The 21,770-nt window shown below is 65.5% G+C and carries 21 protein-coding genes; 13 read left to right on the top strand and 8 right to left on the bottom strand.

Going from position 1 to position 21,770, the window contains the following annotated elements:
* Window positions 1-10: 10 nt before the first annotated feature.
* Window positions 11-343, top strand: a complete 333-nt coding sequence (locus AC20117_RS00555) for a 4a-hydroxytetrahydrobiopterin dehydratase (RefSeq protein WP_074701502.1) — start codon at window positions 11-13, stop codon at window positions 341-343.
* Between the two features lie 22 nt (window positions 344-365).
* On the opposite strand, the gene AC20117_RS00550 is transcribed toward AC20117_RS00555, so the two are convergent.
* Genes AC20117_RS00550 through AC20117_RS00540 form a run of 3 tightly spaced genes read right to left on the bottom strand, consistent with a single transcriptional unit; the run spans window position 366 to window position 1,572 of the window.
* Complete coding sequence (locus AC20117_RS00550; RefSeq protein WP_074701504.1) at window positions 366-665, bottom strand: hypothetical protein; 300 nt, start codon at window positions 663-665, stop codon at window positions 366-368.
* Between the two features lie 14 nt (window positions 666-679).
* Entirely contained in the window at window positions 680-904 is a 225-nt protein-coding gene (locus AC20117_RS00545; RefSeq protein ID WP_074701505.1) for a DUF3107 domain-containing protein, read from the bottom strand.
* A 47-nt stretch (window positions 905-951) separates the two neighbouring features.
* Window positions 952-1,572 (bottom strand): TetR/AcrR family transcriptional regulator, encoded by a 621-nt coding sequence (locus AC20117_RS00540; protein WP_074701507.1) that lies wholly within the window; start codon window positions 1,570-1,572, stop codon window positions 952-954.
* A 150-nt stretch (window positions 1,573-1,722) separates the two neighbouring features.
* On the opposite strand from AC20117_RS00540, the gene moeB reads away from it, so the two are divergent.
* On the top strand, window positions 1,723-2,907 hold the full coding sequence (moeB, locus tag AC20117_RS00535; RefSeq protein ID WP_211482313.1) for a molybdopterin-synthase adenylyltransferase MoeB: 1,185 nt from the start codon (window positions 1,723-1,725) through the stop codon (window positions 2,905-2,907).
* A gap of 38 nt (window positions 2,908-2,945) precedes the next feature.
* On the opposite strand, the gene AC20117_RS00530 is transcribed toward moeB, so the two are convergent.
* Entirely contained in the window at window positions 2,946-4,289 is a 1,344-nt protein-coding gene (locus AC20117_RS00530; protein WP_074701510.1) for a glutamyl-tRNA reductase, read from the bottom strand.
* A gap of 158 nt (window positions 4,290-4,447) precedes the next feature.
* On the opposite strand from AC20117_RS00530, the gene hemE reads away from it, so the two are divergent.
* The 9 genes from hemE (at window position 4,448) to AC20117_RS00485 (ending at window position 14,360) form a co-directional block, all read left to right on the top strand.
* On the top strand, window positions 4,448-5,509 hold the full coding sequence (gene hemE, locus AC20117_RS00525) for a uroporphyrinogen decarboxylase (protein WP_074701511.1): 1,062 nt from the start codon (window positions 4,448-4,450) through the stop codon (window positions 5,507-5,509).
* A gap of 2 nt (window positions 5,510-5,511) precedes the next feature.
* Window positions 5,512-7,029 carry a protoporphyrinogen oxidase gene (gene hemG, locus AC20117_RS00520; RefSeq protein ID WP_101632497.1) on the top strand — a complete coding sequence of 506 codons (1,518 nt, stop codon included), beginning with the start codon at window positions 5,512-5,514 and terminating at the stop codon, window positions 7,027-7,029.
* Window positions 7,030-7,096: 67 nt separating this feature from the next.
* Complete coding sequence (hemQ, locus tag AC20117_RS00515; RefSeq protein ID WP_074701513.1) at window positions 7,097-7,804, top strand: hydrogen peroxide-dependent heme synthase; 708 nt, start codon at window positions 7,097-7,099, stop codon at window positions 7,802-7,804.
* A gap of 53 nt (window positions 7,805-7,857) precedes the next feature.
* Entirely contained in the window at window positions 7,858-9,000 is a 1,143-nt protein-coding gene (locus AC20117_RS00510) for a ferrochelatase (protein ID WP_083339992.1), read from the top strand.
* The gene (gene hemC, locus AC20117_RS00505) at window positions 8,997-9,968 is read left to right on the top strand and encodes a hydroxymethylbilane synthase (RefSeq protein ID WP_074701516.1); all 972 of its coding nucleotides are present in this window, start codon (window positions 8,997-8,999) and stop codon (window positions 9,966-9,968) included. Before AC20117_RS00510 ends, hemC begins: the two co-directional genes overlap by 4 nt.
* Window positions 9,969-9,970: 2 nt before the next feature.
* Complete coding sequence (locus AC20117_RS00500; RefSeq protein ID WP_074701517.1) at window positions 9,971-10,906, top strand: uroporphyrinogen-III synthase; 936 nt, start codon at window positions 9,971-9,973, stop codon at window positions 10,904-10,906.
* Window positions 10,893-11,876, top strand: coding sequence for a porphobilinogen synthase (gene hemB / locus AC20117_RS00495; RefSeq protein WP_074701519.1), 984 nt, complete (start codon window positions 10,893-10,895; stop codon window positions 11,874-11,876). The genes AC20117_RS00500 and hemB overlap by 14 nt, the downstream gene beginning before the upstream one ends.
* A gap of 3 nt (window positions 11,877-11,879) precedes the next feature.
* Complete coding sequence (gene hemL, locus AC20117_RS00490) at window positions 11,880-13,205, top strand: glutamate-1-semialdehyde 2,1-aminomutase (protein WP_074701521.1); 1,326 nt, start codon at window positions 11,880-11,882, stop codon at window positions 13,203-13,205.
* Window positions 13,206-13,232: 27 nt separating this feature from the next.
* Complete coding sequence (locus tag AC20117_RS00485; protein WP_083339799.1) at window positions 13,233-14,360, top strand: AI-2E family transporter; 1,128 nt, start codon at window positions 13,233-13,235, stop codon at window positions 14,358-14,360.
* A 106-nt stretch (window positions 14,361-14,466) separates the two neighbouring features.
* Here the strand turns inward: AC20117_RS00485 and AC20117_RS00480 are convergent, their stop codons facing one another.
* The 4 genes from AC20117_RS00480 to AC20117_RS00465 form a co-directional block, all read right to left on the bottom strand.
* Window positions 14,467-15,300 carry a MetQ/NlpA family ABC transporter substrate-binding protein gene (locus AC20117_RS00480; protein WP_074701522.1) on the bottom strand — a complete coding sequence of 278 codons (834 nt, stop codon included), beginning with the start codon at window positions 15,298-15,300 and terminating at the stop codon, window positions 14,467-14,469.
* A 134-nt stretch (window positions 15,301-15,434) separates the two neighbouring features.
* On the bottom strand, window positions 15,435-16,178 hold the full coding sequence (locus AC20117_RS00475; RefSeq protein ID WP_074701523.1) for a methionine ABC transporter permease: 744 nt from the start codon (window positions 16,176-16,178) through the stop codon (window positions 15,435-15,437).
* Window positions 16,175-17,167, bottom strand: a complete 993-nt coding sequence (locus AC20117_RS00470; RefSeq protein WP_074701524.1) for a methionine ABC transporter ATP-binding protein — start codon at window positions 17,165-17,167, stop codon at window positions 16,175-16,177. The genes AC20117_RS00475 and AC20117_RS00470 overlap by 4 nt, the downstream gene beginning before the upstream one ends.
* Window positions 17,168-17,293: 126 nt before the next feature.
* Entirely contained in the window at window positions 17,294-18,022 is a 729-nt protein-coding gene (locus AC20117_RS00465) for a 3'-5' exonuclease (RefSeq protein ID WP_074701525.1), read from the bottom strand.
* A gap of 92 nt (window positions 18,023-18,114) precedes the next feature.
* On the opposite strand from AC20117_RS00465, the gene AC20117_RS00460 reads away from it, so the two are divergent.
* Entirely contained in the window at window positions 18,115-18,492 is a 378-nt protein-coding gene (locus tag AC20117_RS00460; protein ID WP_074701527.1) for an MGMT family protein, read from the top strand.
* Window positions 18,493-18,500: 8 nt separating this feature from the next.
* Window positions 18,501-21,752: an ATP-dependent helicase gene (locus AC20117_RS00455; RefSeq protein ID WP_074703318.1), complete on the top strand. Its 3,252-nt coding sequence runs from the start codon at window positions 18,501-18,503 to the stop codon at window positions 21,750-21,752.
* The last annotated feature ends 18 nt before the right edge of the window (window positions 21,753-21,770 follow it).

The following is a 21,770-nucleotide window of genomic DNA, read 5'->3' as shown; positions in this document are numbered from 1 at the left end:
AGGAGGAGCAATGGGCGCCGAGGACAAGCTGGACAGCAAGCAGATCGATGAACAGCTCAGGACGCTGCCGGATTGGCGCCACAGCGAAGGCGCGCTGGTCACCGTCTTCAAGCTCGAGAACGGGCGGGCTGCGCTCGATTTCATTGCCGGGGCGGGAGAGCTGGCCGAGGAGGCCAATCACCATCCGGACCTCGACTGGCGCTACAACAAGGTCTTCATCCGGCTGACGTCACATGATGCAGGGTCCGCGGTAACAACCCGCGACGTCGCTGCAGCCACTTCGTTAAGTGAGCTTGCCATCCGGCTGGGAGCCACGGCCCAACCGGACAAGTACCCGGCCTGACGGCCAGGTACCCTCCGGCGGGTCAGCGCAAGGCTTCGGTCAGGCGCTCCACGTCCGCGGCGACGCGACGTCGTCCGACCAGGAGCGCCGTCAGCCAGGCCACGGGAACGGCCAGCACCATGGGCAGCAGCCAACTCAGATGCTCCGCGCCGGGCTGAGAGCCAAGGTCTGCGAACATCAGGATGAGCCACAAGATGGTGGCGGCCAGGATGGCCGATGCCGGCAGCAGCAGGACGCCGTAGGCGTGGCGCTTGTTGTCTATGCCCCACGCGCTCATGCCCACGGCGGCTGCCACCAGAATGATCAGTACGAACTGGACCACGGTGCTGTTAGGGGTTAGAGGGCCCCGAAGCCGACCTTACGCGGCTCCTCGGCGCCGATTTCCACATAGCCGAGGACATTGGTCGGGACGATGACCAGATTGCCCTTGCTGTCCTTCAGGCGCAGCTCGGCGCCGCCGTTCATGGCACGGGAAACCATTTCGGCAACTTCATCCGCGGACTCGTCGGACTCGACGACGATCTCGCGGCCGACGTTCTGAATACCAATCTTGATTTCCACTACTGATGCCTCCTGGTGTGCGAACGATGTCTGGTTCGAAATCTATCTTAGGATTCCTTGGGGAACCGTGAAATTCCGCGCCAAGCTAAACGGTAGATCAAATCCACGGCGGTATCACGCTCAAGCTCGTCATCGGCCTGGAGCCAATAACGGGCGCTGATCTGTGCCATGCCAGCCAGCGCCCGCCCCAGCAGCGTTGCCTCCACTTCCGAAAGCTTCGTGTCATCGGCGATGACGGCGGCTATGGCGCTGGCCAGCTGGGCGTTGAAGTCCTCCAGGCGCTTGCTGACGTCGGGATCATTGTTCAGGTCCGATTCGAACACCAGCCGGTGTGCCTGGCTCTCCTGGGAAATGAAGCGGTAGTAGGCGTCCATGGTGGCATGGACGCGCAGCTTATTGTCGCTAGTGGAGTTCAGGGCAGCCATCAACATGGCCGTGAGCGATTCCAGATGATGGTCCAGCAGTGCCAAGTAGAGCTCCCGCTTGCCCGGAAAATGCTGGTACAGCACGGGCTTGCTGACCCGGGCCGTCTCCGCGATCTCGTCCATGGCGGCGCCGTGGTAGCCATTGGCGACAAAAACTTCGTGCGCTGCCTGGAGCAGCTGGCGCCGGCGCTCCTCACGGGGCAGGCGGGCAGGCTTGGCGGCCGGCCGGGAATCAGTACTCACTGTCTTCGGACCTCATCTGGCACCGGATTGTGGCCGTGCGCCGATATAGCAGGAAATCTTAACTATCGTTCTCCAGCCAGTTTACGCGTCAGTAATACGGAACAATTCATCTATTCTGCCAACCCGCGCGCGTCGGCGTAGATTGGCTCTATGAATACGCAGGAATCAGTGTTGTTGCCGCCATTGGTGGAGCCCGCGGCAGAGCTGACGCAGGCCGAAATGGAGCGGTACTCCCGGCACTTGATCATTCCCGAAGTCGGCATGGCTGGACAGCTCCGACTGAAGAACGCCAAGGTCCTCGTCATCGGTGCCGGCGGGCTGGGTTCTCCGGCCATGCTGTACCTGGCGGCGGCCGGAGTGGGCCGGATCGGCATTATTGATGATGACGTGGTCGAGACCAGCAACCTGCAGCGGCAGGTCATCCATACCGTTGCCGATCTGGGCCGCACCAAGGCGCAGTCAGCGCGGGAGAGCATCCTCAACCTCAACCCCGGAGTGGACGTGGTGCTCCATGAAGTGCGACTGGACAGGTCGAACGCGCTGGAGATCTTTGCCGGCTATGACGTGATTCTGGACGGCACGGATAACTTCGCGACCCGTTATCTGGTCAATGACGCCGCCGCAATCCTGGGCAAGCCCTATGTCTGGGGGTCGATCCTGCGGTTCGACGGACAGGTCAGCGTCTTCTGGGACAAGTACGGGCCGAATTACCGCGACCTCTACCCGGAAGCACCGCCGGCCGGTTCCGTGCCGTCCTGCGCCGAGGGCGGCGTGCTGGGCGTGCTCTGCGCACAGATCGGTTCCGTCATGGTCAACGAGGCCATCAAACTGATCACCGGCATCGGACAGACGCTGTTGGGCCGGGTCCTGATCTTCAACTCGCTCCAGATGAGCTGGCGCGAACTGCGTGTGCGCAAGGACCCGGACGGCGAACCGATCACCGAGCTGATGGACTACGAAGCGTTCTGCGGCGTGGCGCAGGGAACCACGGTGGATGCCGACCATACGGTCTCGGCGCCCGAGCTGGCGGCCATGCTTGAGTCCCGCGGACAAGGCCTGGGAGACTTTGAGCTGATCGATGTGCGCGAGCCGGGCGAATTCGAGATCGTCAGCATTCCCGGTGCCACACTGATTCCGAAGGGAAGGATCCTGTCCGGCGAGGCATTGGGCGAGCTGCCCAGGGACCGGGACCTGGTCTTCCACTGCAAGGCGGGGACGCGGTCGGCCGAGGTGCTGCAGAACCTGCTGGACCATGGCTATACCCGTGTGCGCCATCTCGACGGCGGCATCCTCAGTTGGGTGCGTGAAGTGGAGCCGGAAAAGCCGGTGTATTGAGCCGCAGGCATTGCCCGCAGGGTACTGAGCCGCAAGGCTCAGGCTGTGGCGGCCTGGTCCCGGCTGCCGGCCGTATGGTCAACGGGGCAGCTGTCCTCGCTGCCGGAGCTGGCCGGCGCTGCGGCGGGTTCTGCGACGCTGATGCCATAAAGTGCGTCAAGGGCCGCGATGTACTGGTCCTGCTGGCCGCTGGCGGCGAGCTCGCGGGCACGCACGGTCGGCAGATGAAGCAACTGCTTGACCATCCGCCGCATGGCGAATTCCACTTCCTGCGCAGGGCCGGTGCAGCCGTGCTGGTTACGGACTTTTTCCAGCTCCGTTTCCAATACCGCCATGGTGTGCCGGCGCAGCGCAACAATGGCGGCATCCACCGAGCGGGCCTGCTGGCTTTCCTCGAAGGCCCGGGCGGCGTGATCCACGATCTTTGCTGCCTGGTTGACCGACTCTGCCTGCTCTTCCGGCGCGGCCAGCCGCACGGACTCCAGCGTGATGAGCTCGACGCCGTCCAGTTCGCCAACAGCGGGATCGAAGTCGTGGGTCAGGGCCAAGTCGATGATAGTCAGCGGTTTGGCATCGGCTTCACGGCCGGCAGCAACCTCGGCCGCGCTGATCTGGCGGTCGCTGCCGCTGCAACCGATGACAACATCCGCAGCCGCGACGGCAGCGCCCAACGTCTCTTCCGTCAATGGGAATCCACCGCGGGTCTCGGTGAACGTCCGTGCACGGCCGGAGGATGAATAGACGGAAATACTGGTGCAGCCGCGTTCGCGCAGCAGCGCCATGGTGGCACCGGCATACGCCCCGGTGCCGAAAACGACGACGTTCTTGGACGCCCAGTCGCGGTCTTCGGCCAGATCGGTGGCCAGGTCCAGGGCAACGGAGACGATGGAAAGCCCGCGGCCGCCCAGCGCGGTCTGTGCGCCAACGTCCTTGGCGGTGCGGGAAGCAGTCTGGAACAGCCGCACGAGTGCCCCGCTGGCGGTGCCTTCCTGCTGGGCTTCGTTCAGGGCGCGGCGTACCTGGCCGGCGATTTCGCGCTCGCCCACAACGGCTGAATCGAGGCCGGCGCCGACGGCAAAGAGGTGACGGGAGACCTCGGGGCCGGTATTGGTGGTGAAGGAGCGGGCAACCAGGTTTTCGTCCAGCCCGGAACGGTCGCTGATCTCGGAAATCACGGCCGTGCGTGCGGCATCGACGTCGTTTTCGGAGCCGGTCTCACAGTAGATCTCGACGCGGTTGCAGGTGGCAAGGACCACGGCGCCGGAGATCGGGCTTCCGTCCTTGAGCACGCTGGAAGCGACCTGGGAGGAGCCGGCACTCAGGCGGGCTACCGTTTCCAGATCAAGATCGGAATGGGTCGCAACCAAGGATAATAAAACCACAACGCCTCATATCTTAGCCCGTAGGGACTTCAGCTTCTTCTTAGGATTGCCTGTTTACCTTGGGTTTACCCAATTTGGTGGGGTGACTTTTGCCACCATCCCTGTTCTGAAACGGCCGCGTTGGCCTTGAGCGCGCGGGTGGAGCAGAATCTATAAGCATGACGTTGAATGCTTCCCACCCCTTGATGGATGGCCGGACCTCGGATTCTGCCCTGATTACCGCTTACCGCGGCGGGAAGCCCGACCGGCGGCCGGTATGGTTCATGCGGCAGGCCGGCCGCTCGCTGCCGGAGTACCGCGAGTTGAGGCAGGGGATCGCGATGCTCGATTCCTGCCTGAACCCGGAACTGGCCGCCGAAATCACGCTGCAGCCCGTGCGGCGGCACGATGTGGACGCCGCAATTTTCTTCTCCGACATCGTTATTCCGCTGAAGCTGGCGGGGGTGGACGTAGACATCGTTCCCGGTGTTGGGCCTGTGCTGGGCAGCCCGGTGCGGACCGCTGCCGACGTCGCGAACCTGCCCACCCTGACCGATGAAGCGCTGGAGCCCATCCGGGAAGCCGTGCGGCTCACCGTCAATGAACTCGGGAAGAAGCCGTTGATCGGTTTCGCCGGTGCTCCGTTCACTCTCGCGGCCTACATGGTGGAGGGCAAGCCGTCGCGTGACCATCTGGGTCCGCGGACCATGATGCATGCCGAACCGGAAACCTGGCGGGCCCTCACCGACTGGGCGGCGGACGCCTCCGGAAAGTTCCTGCGCGCCCAGCTTGAAGCCGGGGCCAGCGCCGGGCAGCTCTTTGACTCCTGGGCCGGCTCGCTGGGCCTGGAGGACTACCGCCGCCATGTGGCGCCGGCTTCCACCCGCGCCCTGGACCACGTCCGCGACCTTGGCGTTCCGCTGGTCCACTTCGGCACCGGGACTTCCGAACTGCTGGTCGCCATGCGCGATGTCGGCGTCGACGTGATCGGCGTGGACTACCGTCTGCCGCTGGACGAGGCCAACCGCAGGCTGGGCGGCAAGACCCCGCTGCAGGGCAACATCGATCCGGCGTTGCTGTCGGCCCCATGGGAAGTGCTGGAGCAACACGTCCGCGAAGTACTCGCCGCCGGTGCCGCGGCTCCGGGCCACGTGGTCAATCTGGGGCATGGTGTCCCGCCGGAGACGGATCCGGAAGTGCTGACCCGCGTGGTCAAGCTGATCCATTCGGTGGACCTGTAGCCATGCCGCACCAGCGTCCCGATGCCGGCCACCCGGACCGCGCTGCCCCCCGCAGCAACCCATGGACTGGCCGCCTTCCGGCACTGAAGGCTCCCACCGCCGTCGTTGTTGGCGGCGGGATCGCCGGGCTGGTCGCCGCGCGCGAACTTGCCATGCAGGGCGTGCAGGTCACTGTGCTGGAAGCAGCCGCGGACTTCGGCGGCTGCGTGGCGCGCCACGAGGTGGCAGGGTTCACGCTGGACGCCGGTGCGGAGTCCTTCGCAACACGCTCGCAAGCCGTCTCGGGACTGGCCGCGGAACTCGGGCTGGGGGAGAGCATCGTGGCCCCTGACCCGGCCGGTGCCTGGGTGCAGCTGCCCGGCTCGGCCCAGCGGCTGCCCAAGACCGGGCTGCTGGGCATTCCGGCGGACCCTGCCGATCCGCAGATCGTGGCCGCGATTGGACGCAAGGCTTCCCTGCGCGCGGCGGCGGATCGCGTGCTGCCGCTGGGAAACCTGCTGGGCAAAGACCAGCTGAGCCTGGGCGAGCTGGTCCGCACCCGGATGGGCAGCACCGTGCTCGAGCGGCTGGTGGCCCCGGTGGTGGCCGGCGTCTATTCCGCCGATCCCGATGTGCTGGATGTGGACTCGGTGGCTCCGGGCCTGCGTGCTTCCGTGGCAACCCACGGTTCGCTGCAGGCCGCCGTGGGCGCCATGCGCAGAGCGGCCCCCGCCGGTTCTGCGGTGGCCGGAATAGCGGGCGGCATGGGCCGGCTGACCGAGGCCTTGCTGGCGGATCTGAAGCGGCGCAAAGTCCAGCTGCACGCCTCCTCGCCGGTTAGAACCATTGCAAAGCACGACGGCGGCTGGCGGGTTGCGTCCGCGGACGGAACCTTTGACGCGGACGGTCTGGTGATGGCGGCGGACGGTGTTTCCGCCGTGACGCTGCTGCAGGAAAGCATCCCCGGGATCGCCGACCTGAAGCCGGCCCCCGGGCCATCGGTGGCCTTGGTGACGCTGGTGGTGGACCAGCCGGAGCTGGATGCCAAGCCGCGCGGCACCGGGCTGCTGGTGGCGCAGGGCGTCGAAGGGATCAAGGCGAAGGCGCTCACGCACGCCACGGCCAAGTGGCCCTGGCTGGCGGACGAAACGGGCCCGGGCAGCCACGTGCTGCGCCTGTCCTATGGCAGGGCGGTAGGCCAGACGGGTACCGCAAAGCCGGAGGACTTCACCGGCTGGCCCGACGAGAAGCTGTACAGTCAGGCGCTCACCGATGCCACGGCGCTGATGGGCACCCCGATCACCGAACCGGACGTGCTGGGCTGGAAGGTGGTCCGGTGGGTGGGCGCGCTGCCCTCGGCCACCGTGGGACATCGGGACCGGGTGGCCCGGGTGCGCGAGCTCGCTGCCGACGGCAGCCACCTGCAGCTGACCGGTGCCTGGCTGGCGGGAACAGGGCTGGTGGCCGTGGTGGCCGACAGCCGGACCCGCGCACGTCAGCTGGCAGCCGAACTGAAGGCCGCGGCGCCGTCGTCGTACTGAATTTCTTCTACAATGGGTAGAAGATCCGTTTTCGACTAATAACTACTGAAGAAGGCAGACTGTAAGCATGAGTGAAACGTCCACGTCCGGATCCGCCAACGCCGTCGAAACCGCTGGCGAAGAAGAACTCTTCTACACCCTTTGGACGGTGTTCAAGCGGTCCGGTGCTGACATTGCGGACTCCGCCGTTGCCGACTTCGAATCCGCCATCGCGCGCCTCGGCGATGCCGGCGTGACCCTGCGCGGCGCCTACGACGTCTCGGCCATGCGCGAAGACGCCGATGTCATGATCTGGCTCCACGGTCCCAAGCCGGATGAGCTGCAGGCAGCAGTGCGCACCATCCGCCGCACCGCCCTGTTCGAAGAGACGGACATCGTCTGGTCCGCCATGGGCGTCCACCGCGACGCCGAATTCACCAAGAGCCACTCCCCGTCCTTCGCGCTGGGCAAGGAGCCGGAAGCCTGGCTCTGCGTCTACCCGTTTGTACGGTCCTACGAGTGGTACCTGCTCCCGGCCGAGGAGCGCGGCAAGATGCTGCGCGACCACGGCATGCTCGGCCGCGATTTCCCGCAGGTGCTCGCCAACACGGTGGCGTCCTTCGCGCTGGGCGACTGGGAATGGATCCTGGGCCTGGAAGCACCGGAACTGATCGACCTGGTCGACCTGATGCGCCACCTGCGCTACACCGATGCCCGCAACCACGTCCGCGAGGAAATCCCGTTCTACACCGGCCGCCGCATCAGCCCCGCCGAGATTGCCGAGGTACTGCGGTGACCACCGCTGAAACAAACTTCGATCCGCGCGCGGGCGTGGACGAAAACGGCAGGATGGCGCCGAAGAACTACGATGCCATCATCCTGGCGTCCTTCGGCGGCCCCGAGGGCCAGGAAGACGTCATCCCGTTCCTGCGCAATGTTACGCGCGGCCGCGGCATCCCCGATGAGCGGCTCGAAGAGGTCTCCCATCACTACCGCGCCAACGGCGGCATCAGCCCGATCAACGCGCAGAACCGGGCGCTCAAGGCGGCCATGGAGGCCGAACTGGCCCGCCGCGGCATCGAACTGCCCGTGCTTTGGGGCAACCGCAACTGGGCGCCCTTCATCGCGGACACCTTCCGCGAAGCGTACGACGCCGGCCACCGCCGCGTGCTGGCCGTCACCACGAGTGCCTACTCCTGCTATTCCAGCTGCCGCCAATACCGCGAGGACTTCGGCGTGGCGCTGGTGGAGACCGGGCTGGAAGGCAAGCTGGAAGTGGATAAGGTCCGCCAGTACTTCGACCACCCGGGCTTCGTGGAGCCGTTCGTCGAGGGCGTACGCGAAGGTCTGGCCAGCGTCCGGGCGGACCTAGCCGCCAAGGGCGAGGCCGATGCGCCCGTGCACATCATGTTCGCCACCCACTCCATTCCCATGGGTGACGCCGAGGCAGCCGGACCGCGCCTGGCCGACGGCGCCGAGTACGACGGCGGCAGCGCTTACGTGGCGCAGCACCTGGCTACCGGCCAGGCCGTGCTGGACCGGATTCCGGAGGCCGCTGGCGTTGCACATTCGCTGGTCTACCAGTCCCGGTCCGGGGCACCGCATGTGCCGTGGCTGGAGCCGGACATCAACGATGCGCTCGAAGTGCTGGCCGCGCAGGGCGTCAGGGGCGTTGTCATCGTCCCGCTGGGCTTTGTCAGCGACCACATGGAAGTGATCTGGGACCTGGACACCGAGGCGCTGGAGACCTGCGGCAAGCTCGGCCTCGCCGCAGCCCGCGTACCGACGCCGGGCGTGCACCAGAAGTTCGTTGCCGGCCTGGTCGACCTCGTCTGCGAACGGACCGCCGAGCACAACATCGCCGAACGCGCCGCCACCACCCAGCTGGGCCCGTGGATGGACGTATGTTTCCCCAACTGCTGTGCCAACCGCCGCGGCGAAAAACCCACGGTTGCCGGCATGGATTCCACCGTAGGAGTACCCGCACCGTGACAAGCACCGTCCGCATCGGAACCCGGGGCAGCGCCCTGGCCGTCACCCAGACCACCACCGTGGCCGAAGCCCTCGCCGCAGCCGGCGGGGTGGACTACGAGCTGGTCCGGATCAAGACCGAGGGCGACATCCTGAAGGGTTCGCTGGCCCAGATCGGCGGCACCGGAGTGTTCGTTGCGGCCCTGCGCGAGGCCCTGCTCGATGACCGCTGCGACGTGGCCGTGCATTCGCTTAAGGATCTGCCCACCGGCATGGCCGAAGGGCTCCGGATCGCGGCGTATCCGGCCCGCGTTGATGTCCGGGACGCACTGTGTGCCCGGGACGGGCTGACGCTGGCCGAGCTGCCCGCCGGTGCGAAGGTCGGCACCGGTTCCCCGCGCCGGGCGGCCCAGCTGCGCGCCGCCCGGCCGGACCTGGAGGTCATCGACATCCGCGGCAACGTGGAGACCCGGCTTGGCCGCGTCCGCGGGATGCACGGCCCCGAAGTCATCGAGGGTAAAAAGGGCGACCTTGACGGCGTGGTCCTGGCGGCCGCCGGACTCAGCCGGCTGGACCGGACCGAGACCATCACCGAGCTGCTGGATCCGGCCGTCATGCTGCCGGCCCCGGGGCAGGGCTCGCTGGCCGTGGAGTGCCGCACGGCGGACGCCACGGACGGCAGCGCGCTGGCCAAGGCCATGCAGGATTACGACGACGAGGCCACCCGCCTCTCGGTGACCGCGGAACGCGCGCTGCTGGCCCGGCTCGAGGCCGGCTGCAGTGCGCCCATCGGTGCGCTGGCAACGCTGGCCGGGGATGTGCTCCGGCTCGAAGCGGTAGTGTGCCGGCCGGACGGAACGCGTCTGCTGCGCAGCAGCCTGGAGACCAACAGCCCGGACATGGAGGCCGCGACGGGCCTGGGAGCCCGGCTGGCCGAGGACCTGCTGGCCAAGGGAGCCGGAGAACTGACCCCCTTGGCAGGCAGCTGAGCATGCCCCTGCTGCGGCCGCGAGGCAACCCCGGGAGTCCGCTCGCCGGGCTGGTAGTGGTGCTGCCGCGCAGTGCTGACCGCGCAGGTGCCATGGTGGCCGAGCTGGCCGGCAGGGGCGCCGAACCGAAGCTGATGCCGCTGATCGACTTCGAGGAACCCGAGTCCAGCCGCGAGCTGGACGAAGCGATGCGCATGCTGGGCCAGGGCCGGTTCGAGTGGATGGTCATCACCAGCATCACCACCGTGCGGGCGCTGAAGCAGCGCGCGGCCGCACTCGGCACGACGCTGAAGGCGCTGTCCGGCGACACCAAGATCGCCGCCGTCGGGTCGGGTACGGCCACGGTCCTGGAAGCCGAGGGCCTGCACGTTGACCTTGTTCCCGAGGGCACCATGGACGCCGTTGGACTGGTGGCGGACTGGCCGCCGCCGGGCGAACCCCGTCCGGAAACGGCCCTGCGCACCAACGTCTTCCTGCCGCAGGCGGACATCGCGGCGGACACCATTTTCGAGGGCCTGATGGACAAAGGCTGGCAGGTGCTGCCTGTGGTCGCTTACCACACGGTTGACCATCCGGCCCGGGCGGAGCGTCGCCTGACCGCCGTGCTGGAGTCCGTCTCGCCTGCCCCGGCCGGGGCCGAACTGGAACCGATTACGGTCGAAGATTTCAACCGCGGCGTCGCCGAAAAGGCGATTGACGCCGTCGTTCTTACGTCTCCGAGCGTGGCCCGCCGGCTGCATCAACTCTCGCCCGATCTGCCGCCGCATGTGTTGCTGGTGTCCATCGGCAACAGCACCGCGAGGGAAGCCGGATCGCTCGGCCTGCACATCGCCGCGACCGCCACTGAGCCGACGCCGGCCGGGATTGCGGACGCGCTGACCGAGGCCCTCAAGACCCGCACCGCACCAAAGCCGAAGGATGATGATGAGCTTTCCTAGCCACCGACCGCGCCGACTCCGCGCCACCGCCGCCCTGCGCAAACTCACCGCTGAAGTGCGGATCGACAACTCGCAGCTGATTCTGCCGGCATTTATCCGCGAGGGCATCTCCGAGCCGGCGCCGCTGCAGTCCATGCCCGGCGTCGTCCAGCACACCACAGATTCCCTGAAACGCGCGGCGTTCGAAGCGGTGGAGCTTGGCCTCGGCGGCATCATGCTGTTCGGTGTGCCGGCCACCCGCGACGCCACCGGCAGCGCAGGCGTGGACCCGGACGGAGTGTTGAACAAGGCCATCGCGGACGTGAAGGCCGAAGTGGGCAACGACCTGGTGGTCATGAGCGACGTTTGCCTCGACGAGTTCACGGACCACGGCCACTGCGGCGTCCTCACCCCGGACGGGGCGGTGGACAATGACGCCACCCTCGAGATCTACGCCCGGATGGCCGTGATCCAGGCACAGTCCGGTGCGGATGTCCTTGGTCCCTCCGGCATGATGGACGGCCAGGTTGCCGTGATCCGCCAGGCCCTCGACGAGGCAGGCCTGAAGGACACCGCAGTGCTGGCCTATGCGGCCAAGTACACGTCTGCCTTCTATGGTCCTTTCCGCGAGGCAGTAGATTCGCAGTTGAGCGGTGACCGGAAGACCTACCAGATGGATCCGGCCAACCGCCGCGAAGCCATGCTGGAGGTCGAGCTGGATCTCGAAGAAGGGGCGGACATGGTGATGGTCAAGCCCGCCATGAGCTACCTGGACATCGTGGCAGATGTGGCGGCCATGTCTCCGGTGCCGGTGGCCGCCTACCAGATTTCCGGCGAATACGCGATGATCGAGGCGGCGGCGGCCAACGGCTGGATCGACCGCAAGCCTGCCATCCTCGAGTCCGTGCTGGGTATCCGGCGCGCTGGGGCGGATATGGTGTTGACATACTGGGCTGCCGAGATTGCCCGCTGGCTGAAGGAAAGCAACTAAGCAATGACTAGCTCTGAAGAACTGTTCGAACGCGCGCGCCATCTGATGCCCGGGGGAGTGAACTCGCCCGTGCGGGCCTTCGGATCCGTGGGCGGGACGCCGCGCTTCATGGTCTCCGCCAAGGGGCCCTACCTGACCGACGCCGATGGCCGCGAGTACGTTGACCTGGTCTGCTCCTGGGGCCCGGCACTGGTGGGCCATGCCCATCCCGACGTGCTGGCAGCCGTCCACGCTGCCGTGGACCGCGGCCTGTCCTTCGGCGCGTCCACGCCCGCCGAAGCCGAACTGGCGGCCATCGTGATGGAACGGGTTTCCGCCGTCGAGCGGCTGCGCATGGTATCCACGGGCACCGAGGCCACCATGACCGCGGTGCGATTGGCCCGCGGCTTTACCGGCCGCAACCTGATCATCAAGTTCGCCGGCTGTTACCACGGTCATCTGGACGGACTGCTGGCGGCCGCCGGATCGGGTCTTGCCACGCTGGCACTGCCGGGCTCTGCCGGGGTCACCGAGGCGACGGCGGCAGAGACGCTGGTTCTGCCTTACAACGATCTGGCCGCAGTTGAGGCGGCGTTCGAAACCCACGGCCCGAACATCGCCGCGGTGATCACCGAAGCCGCACCGGCCAATATGGGTGTTGTGGAACCAGGCGCAGGCTTCAACGCCGCGCTGTCCCGGATCACCGGACAGCACGGCGCCTTGCTCATTCTGGACGAGGTCCTGACCGGCTTCCGGACCGGCTACGCCGGCTACTGGGGCCTGACCGGGGGAGCCGAGGGCACGGACGCTCCGTTCACGCCGGACCTGCTGACCTTCGGCAAGGTCATCGGCGGCGGTATGCCGGTGGCGGCACTGGGCGGCCGGGCCGAGGTGATGGACTACCTTGCCCCGGTGGGTCCGGTCTACCAGGCCGGCACGCTCTCCGGAAATCCGATCGCGATGGCGGCCGGTGTGGCCACTCTGACTGCGGCCACGCCCGAGGTCTACGCCGGAATCGACAAGCGGTCCCTGGAGTTGTCCGGCGCGGTCTCCGCCGCGCTCGGCGAAGCAGGAGTGGACCACAGCATCCAGCGTGCCGGGAACCTCTTCAGCGTGGCCTTCGGAACCTCGGCCAACGGAGTCCACAACTACGAGGACGCCCAGGGACAGGAAGCCTTCCGGTACGCTCCGTTCTTCCATTCCATGCTGGATTCCGGCGTCTACCTGCCGCCATCGGTCTTCGAAGCTTGGTTCCTCTCCGCGGCGCATGATGATGCGGCCATGGACCGGATTTACGCTGCCCTTCCGGCCGCAGCCAAGGCGGCAGCCGCTGCCTCACCTGGAGCCTGATTTCCAACCACTTCAAGGAGCATGTTGATGGCGTTGTTTGCCCGGCGGGACCAAGTTCAGGAACAAAGCCTGTGGACCGATGGTATGGGCCGGGTGGGCACGCGCTCCGCACAGCTGCTGCTGATCCTGACGTTGCTCTCGGTCAGCGTATACGTGATGTTGCAATTGCAGTTACTGGTCATCCCGGTGTTGATTGCCCTCATCCTGGCAGCCGCGGTTTATCCGGTGGTCAATGTCCTGAGGCGCTGGGGCTGGTCCAGTGCCTTGGCCACCGCGACGGCGTTCTTGGGCATCCTTGTGGTGCTCGGCGGAGTCATCACCGGCATTGTTGTCGCGGTCCGGAACGAGCTGGATGAACTCATCAGTTCGGCTACCGAAGGCTGGGCGCAGCTGCAGGGATTCCTGGCCGATTTCCCGCTCCCGGTGGACCAGGCTCAGATCGACGAGGCGCTGGCCGGCATTCTGGACTTCCTGACCAGCGCCGCCGTCGGCCGCAGCGCGCTGAGCGGCCTTTCCACGGCCACACAGTTCATCACCGGCGCGGTCCTGATGGCCGTGGTGCTGTTCTACTTCCTCAAGGACGGCGAGCGGATCTGGACGTTCCTGCTGCGCTGGTTCCCCTACCGCCGCCGGGCGAAGATGGCGCTGGCGGGCTCGCGCGCCGTCGACGTCCTGGGCAATTATGTCCGGGGCACCGCCATCGTCGCGGCGGTCGACGCCATCTTCATCGGTCTGGCGTTGTTGATCCTGCAGGTGCCGCTGGCGCTGCCGCTGGCCGTGCTCATCTTCATCGGCGGCTTCGTGCCGATCGTTGGTGCCACGGTCGCCGGCGTGCTGGCCGCCCTCGTGGCCCTGGTGGCCAACGGTCCTGTGGCCGCGCTGGTGGTGATCGGTGTTGTGGTCCTGGTGAACCAGCTGGAAGGGAACTTCCTGCAACCGGTGGTGATGGGCCGTTCCGTCAGCCTCCATTCCCTGGTCATACTGCTCGCCTTGACGGCAGGCACCATCCTTGGCGGTATTGTCGGCGCCATTCTGGCCGTGCCCGTGGCGGCGGTGGCCTGGGCCGTCATCCAGGTCTGGACGGGGGATACGAAGCCGGAAGCGTCAGGCCGGCGGGTGAGGCTCGAGGAAAAGGCCGTGGCGACAGTGTCCTGACCCTGTTGACGGACAAGCCAAGGCGGAACTGGCAAGAGAGCCGGCAGCGTATGCTGCCGGCTCTCTTGTTCTAAGCGTGGCTGGTGCGGTCTTGCCAGCCGGAAGGTTAGAACGCCGGGGTGACGTCGCCGTTCGGCCAGGTCTCCACGATGTAGTCCTTGACCTCGGGGGAGTGCAGGAGCTCCTCGAGGACGGTGATGGCTTCCGTCTTTTCGCCCGCGCGCCAGGCCAGGAAGTTGGCGTAGGGATTGTTCTCTACGGATTCGACGGCGAGGGCGTCGTCGGTGCTCAGTCCGGCTTGAAGGATGAAGTTGCCGTTAATGAGCGCCAGGTCGATCTTGGGGTCCTCAACCAGCGGAAGGATAATTTCCGGTTGGTTCTCCTCGAATGTCAGGCCCTTCGGGTTCTGCTCTTCCGTCAGGGTCAGTGCAGCCGAGTCTTCCTCAATGCCATTGAGCAGGCCCGCCTCTTCGAGCATCTTCAGGCCGCGGACCTGGTTGGCGGGGTCATTCGTGATGGCGATAGTGCCACCATCGGGAACGTCTTCAATGTTCTTGTGCTTCGAGGAGAACGCGGCGTACGGTTCGATGTGGACGCCCTCGCCATGCTCGAATTCGTAGCCCTTGGTAGCGACCTGGTCTTCGAACCACGGCAGGTGCTGGTAGTAGTTGGCGTCGAGCGACCCGTCGCTGAGTGCGATGTTCGGAGTCTGGTAGTCATCGAACTCCTGGATTTCCAAGTCGATGCCGGCTTCTTGGGCCAGATTCTGGTCCACGAACTCGAGGATCCGGGCATGCGGCACCGGGCTTGCCCCAACAGTAACCGTCACGGGATTGGCCGGGTCGGGAGTGGCGCCGGGGGTAGATTCGGATCCACCGCAAGCCGTCAGCGCCAGCGCAGCGGCCAGGCCTGTGCCGATCAGAGATAGTGTTTTACGCATCCGAGTGCGTTCCTTTCAAATAACGCAGAGCCCGAAGAATATGATGTCGCCGGGATCCGGGTGTGGTGCAGCTAGCGGCTACTCGCTGCATTCTTCCGCTCGGCTGTCGACGATGCGGAAAGTTTTTTGGAGGATCAGACCCCAATAGTTGTGGCCGGCTCATGCCGGCGTGCCTTCTTTGATCCGGCTGTGGCTGCGCTCCGGTGGTCTACCCGGCGGGCAGCCGCGTCGCCGATCCATTGGATTGCCTGGACCAGGATGACCATGATGACGATGGTAACGATCATGACAGTGGTATCGAAGCGCTGGAAGCCGTAGTTGTAGGCCAGCCTTCCCAGACCGCCGCCGCCGGTGATGCCGGCCATAGCGGAGTATCCGACCAAGGTGACCATCGTCGTGGTCAATGCCGCCACCAGCCCGGGAAGAGCCTCAGGGACGAGGACCTTGCGAACGATCTGCATCCGTGTCGACCCCATGACCATGGCGGCGTCGATCTTGCCGGAACTTACATCACGGAGGGCAGTTTCGACCAAGCGGGCGAAGAAAGGAACTGTGCCGATTGTCAGCGCAACGCAAGCGGCGATTGGGCCGATACTGCTGCCGGTAATAACCCGTGCCAAGGGAATGAGGGCCACCATGAGGATGGCGAATGGAATGGATCGCGTGATGTTGACGACGATGTCGGAGACGATTCGGTTCGTCACAGGCATGGGCCGTAACCCGCCCGAGGCGCTGGTGTAGAGGAAGATTCCCAGCGGCAGTCCGATCGCCAAAGTGAAAATCCCGGAGATCGATACCATTTGCAGAGTCTCAACGACGGCTGTGGGGAGCGCTCTCGTGATACCGGGGTTGGTGCTCAGTTCTTCGATGAAATTCATTCGGCATCCTTTCCTGTGGCACGCACGGAGACGCCCTGGCTGTGCAGATATTCGACTACCGGACTGGAATTCACGCCGGTGGGCAGCTGAATTCTGAGGTGGCCGAATTGTGTTCCGGCTAGGGTCTCGACGCTGCCAGCAAGTACATTCAGGTCCATATTGAAGCGCCGTGCGGCGGAAGTCAGGACCGGCTCCGAAGCCGTGTCCCCCGAGAAAAGAATCTCCAGCACAGCTCCCGTGCCAAGCGGTTCCGCCGAAGGCAGCGGCAACAGCGTGCGCGACAGTTCGCTGCCCAGCTTGGCTGCGACATCTCGCAGCGGACCGTGTTCAACGATGCGCCCGGCCGACAGCAAGGACACCGAGTCGCAGACGCGCTTGACCACGTGCATTTCGTGCGTGATGATCAGCACCGTCAACTGCAGGCGCACGGTGAGGTCCTTGATCAGGACAAGGATCTCTTCGGTGGTTTTCGGATCCAAAGCAGACGTGGGCTCGTCGCAGAGAAGGACGTCCGGATCGGAAGCGAGGGCGCGGGCAATGCCGACGCGCTGGCGCTGGCCGCCGGAGAGCTGGGAAGGATAAGCGTTTTCGAAGCCTTCCAGACCCACAAGCTTCAACAGTTCCGTCACCTTGGTGCTGATGGCGTCCTTGGACGTGTTGACGATTTCCAACGGATGCGCCACGTTCTGCGCGGTGGTCCGCGAATCCATCAGATTGGCATGCTGGAAGATCATGCCGATGCGCCGGCGTGCGCTGCGCAGGTCTGCATCCCGGGCCGAGCTCAGTTCGGCCCCATTGATGCTCACCGACCCCGAGGTGGGGGAGTCCAACAGAGTCAGACAGCGGACCAAAGTCGACTTGCCCGCCCCGGAATGTCCCACAATGCCGTGAATTGATCCTCTCGGAACCTCAAGGCTGACTCCGTCAAGGGCAACGATTTCGCGGTTGCCTTGGCGATAGACCTTGCGCAGGTCAGAAACAGTGATCACATGAATCCTCGGCTGATTGGGGACGGGTCCTGGTCTGCGGCGGCCAGCACGGGCAGCGAACAGCTTAAATTATGACAGGACTGGCCGCGCTCCCGAACACTGGCAAAGATTCGTAATAATCGGATCCTAAATTGACTTCCCTGCGGTCGCCGTGGGCCGTGCATGCACAACGCCCTCCCGCAACGGCCACACGCCATCGACCACGGCGTCCGGTTTAGTCCGCCGCAACCACTCCTGGAAACTTGTCGCCTGTTTGGCGCACCACTCCACCTGCGATGCGTGGAGCTCAAATGGATCGACCTGGAGCTCCGGGTATTTCCTGGCCAACGCATCAGCAACACCAATGGTGGCCAGCGCGTCTGCGGCGGAAGTGTGCGCGTTCTCCAGCGGCACTTGGTAAAACTCGCTCAGTGCAACCAAGGTCCGCTTGCCGCGCCGGTACCGGTCCATCTGCTTGTCCAGCACAAAGGGGTCGATAACGGGTGCGGGCTCCGTCATGTCCATGCCGTAGCGTCCGCATTCCTCGGCCAGAACCGTGAAATCGTAGGGAGCGTTGAACGCCATAACCGGGATACCGGCGTCGAAATAGTTGCCGAGCGTCTGGACGATTTCGGCTGCAGCCTGCGCGGCGTCCATTCCCTCGCTAATGGCTTTGTCGTTGGTGATGCCGTGAATGGCAGAGGCTTCTGCCGGGATGGAGACACCGGGGTTGACGAGCCATTCCAGCTGTTGCAGTGGCCGCCCCAGCCCGTTGACCAGGACAATGGATGCGGTGACGATCCGTGCTTCGTGCGGATCCCGTCCGGTCGTTTCGACGTCGAATGCTGCCCGGGGAAGTTCATGCCAGCTGCTCATGCCGGTAACGCTACCTGCCGGCACCGACATTTCCGGGGCGGGCCCGCCGCCTGTGGATAAAAACACATTGGCTGCCATTTAGAGTAGATCGCATGCGCCGGGAGTTTGTTGATGCCGTTCTCGAAGTGGCGGCTCTCATACCGGCCGGTCGAGTCCTCTCCTATGGGGACATAGCGGAGCTGCTGGGCTCCGGTGGTGCCCGCCAGGTTGGGCGCGTGATGTCGCTCCACGGCGGGGCGGTGCCATGGTGGCGGGTTATCCGAGCGGACGGGACGCTGCCCCATGAGCTGATGGGCCAGGCAGTGCAGCGCTATCAACGGGAGTTTACGCCGATCATAATCCGGGAGACCGGAGCCGGGCCGAAGGTCCAGATGCAGTTGGCCCGGTGGTTTCCGGATGACCATGACTTTGATCGCATTGAAGATATCCGCCAAAAAATGTCACTGCCGGCTGATGGAATGGAACCGTGATCAAAGCAATGCAGCAAGCACCAGACCTCAAACTGGTGCGGCCGAACCGATCCCGGGCGGAGCGGCCGGCCGAACGCCCGGACCAGAACGCCGTCATTTCGCTGCCCGAAGGCTGCGGGCCGGTGCTCGTTTATGGTGCTCCGGGGACCGGCAAATCGACGGTGCTGGTCGAACACGCCGTCCGGCGGGTCGAACAGACCGGGCTGGATCCTGCGCGGATATTGATGCTGGCTCCGTCGCGTCTGGCCGCTGCACGGCTGCGGGACACGCTCACGGCGCGGCTGAACCGAAGCCTCAGTACAACGCCGGCACGGACCTGGGCTGCCTACGCCTTCGACCTGATCCGGCGAGCCCGGGCCGAGGGCCGGCTGCCGCTGCTGGAACGGGCACCGCGTCTGATGTCCGGCCCGGAGCAGGATCAGATCATTGCCGAACTGCTGCAGGGCCACCGTACCGGGCACAGCGGTGCGGTCAGGTGGCCCAGCGATCTTGATGAAGCGCTCGGAACCCGCGGATTCCGGCACGAGATCCGGCAGCTATTCGACCGCGTCATTGAATACGGCAGCACCGCCGAACAGTTGGAGTCGATGGGGGTCGCCAGCGGGCGGGAAGACTGGCAGTCGGCGGCGCGGCTGTTCCGGGAGTACCGTGACCTGATCGATCTGCGCATGCCGGAAGCCTTCGACCCGGCCGGTATTATCACTGCGGCGCGGCAACTGCTCATGGACGATGAAGATTTTTTGGACCGCGAACGGCAGCGGCTCGGGCTGATTCTGGTCGATGACCTGCAGGAGGCCAATCCTGCCGTCTACGAATTGCTGGCCGTCCTCGGCGAGGGTAAGGACACCGTTGTCACAGCCTCCCCGGACACTGTTGTCCAGGGCTTTCGTGGCGCGCGGCCGGATCTGCTGGCCCGCCTGTCCGAGCTATTGGCATCCGGCGGAGGACCATTTCGGGCCATGGCATTGACCGATTCCCACCGCATGGGACCAACTGTTTCAGCAGCATGGCAACGGGTTGCATCGCGGATTTCCTTGGTCGGCGGAGCACAAAAGGCACGCGAACTGACATTTCCGGAGGCTGACGGATCTCAGGCCGAGCCGGCGCATTCAGTGCAGGCTTCGGAGGCCAGCTCGCATCTGGTTGATTCTCCGGTCCACGAGCAGCGCTACGTTGCCCAGCGCATTCTCGAAGCCCGGCTCTTTGACGGCATCAAGCTCAGTGACATGGCAGTTATCGTCCGCACCGGCGGCCAGCTTTCGCAACTGGCACGTTACCTATCCGGGCAGGGGATTGCCGTGAAGATTCCGGTGGCGGAAACGGCGGTCCGCGACGAAGCCGCTGTTCGGCCGCTGCTGGACGCCTTGGCCATGGTGTTGGAGCCGGACCGGCTCGATGCAGAAACGGCAGTCCAACTGTTAACGTCGCGAATAGGCGGCGCGACCGCCATTGACCTGCGCAGGCTCCGCCAGTCGCTGCGGCGTGAAGAACGGCTCGGCGGCGGCGGCCGATCCAGCGATGCACTGCTGGTGGAGGCGCTGCAGAATCCGGCGACCCTCTGGACTCTGGGCCGCGAAGCAGGGCCGGCCAAGCGGATTGCGGCGATGCTCAGTGCCGGTACGCAGGCGGCACAGGAGCCCGGCGCCAATGCGGAGACCGTGCTGTGGGCCTTATGGTCCGCCGCGGGCCTTGCCGACAGGTGGTCCGCGCAAGCGCTTCAGGGCGGTCCGGCGGGTGTCCGGGCGGACCGGGATCTGGATGCTCTCATGGCCCTGTTCCAGACGGCGGAGCGGTATGTTGACCAGCTGCCAGGCTCCAGCCCCGCCCAGTTCCTTGATTATCTGCTGAACCAGGAACTGCCGATGGACAACCTCGCTCCCCGCGCGCAGTTGCGTGAAGCCGTGGAACTGATGACTCCGGCCAGCGCAGCGGGACGCGGCTGGCCGATGGTCATCGTGGCAGGTGTCCAGGAGGGCATCTGGCCCAACACCCGGTTACGTGGAGAGCTGCTGGGCAGTACGCAGTTCGTGGATGTCCTCGAGCACGGCATCGAGCAGGCGGGACAAATCGACGTCGTATCCAGGCTTCGGGAAACACGGTACGACGAGCTCCGAAGCTTTTCAACGGCTATCTCCCGTGCCGAGCGCAGGCTGATCTGCATTGCCGTGCAGTCCGAGGACGCCCAGCCTTCCGGGTTCCTCGACGTGGTGGATCCGTGGCTGGACGAGGAAGCGCCGCGGCCGGTGACTACGGTCATGCGGCCGCGGACGGTACGCGCGTTGGCTGCCGAACTGCGGCAGTGGGCACAGCAAGGAGCCAAGGAACCAGAACGCGCCGCACAGGCAGCAGCGGGGCTCGCCATGCTGGCCTCAAGCCCTGTTCCCGTACCCGGGGCGCATCCATCGCAATGGTGGGGACTGCTGCCCCTGACCACCGATGCACCGATTGTGCCGCCGGACCAGCCGGTGCCGGTGTCGCCGTCCCGGGTGGAAGCGGTGCACGCCTCACCGATGGACTGGTTTGTTCAGGCAGCCGGCGGCGAGGCCGCCACGGACTTTGCCCGGAGTCTGGGTAACCTGGTCCACGCCATCGCCCAGGACATGCCGGATGCGACCGGGAACGAATACGTCCAGGAGCTCACCCGGCGGTGGCCGGCGCTGGGAATGAAGGAAAACTGGGAAGGCCGTCTGGACTTCCAGCGGGCCGAGGGCATGGTGCGCCGGCTGGCCCAGTACGTACTCCACATGCGGTCCGAGGGGCGGAGCCTGTTGGGCGTTGAGCAGGACTTTTCCGTTGATATCGCAGGCCCTGAACGCATCGCCAGGCTGAGGGGACAGGTTGACCGGCTGGAACTGGACCGCGAAGGCAGGCTCGTGATCATCGACCTGAAGACCGGCAAATCGGCGCCGAACGCGGCAGACTTGGACCGGCATCCGCAGCTGGGCAGCTACCAGGCAGCGGTCAAGGCCGGGGCCTTTGACGAGGCCGGAAACCGGGAACCGAACGGCGGCCGCCAGCCCGGCGGAGCCGCGCTGGTCCAGCTCGGCAAGGACTTGAAGAACGTAAAGGTCCAGCACCAGGACGGACTGGACGCCGCCGAAGACTGGGCTACTCCGATGATCCATGAGGCGGCCGGGCTGATGTCCGCTAATCAGTTTGAAGCCCGCCACGATCCGCAGAAAGCGCGCGGTGGTTCGCACGGGTGCCGTGTCCCCGAACTCTGCCCGCTGTGCGCCGAAGGAAAGCAGGTAACCGAGTGAGCATCGGACAGGTCCTCA

It is taken from the genome of Arthrobacter crystallopoietes (assembly GCF_002849715.1).
In the GTDB taxonomy this organism is placed as follows: domain Bacteria; phylum Actinomycetota; class Actinomycetes; order Actinomycetales; family Micrococcaceae; genus Crystallibacter; species Crystallibacter crystallopoietes.
The sequence above is the reverse complement of the archived record's forward strand: the minus strand, read 5'-3'. Positions and strand labels throughout refer to the sequence as shown.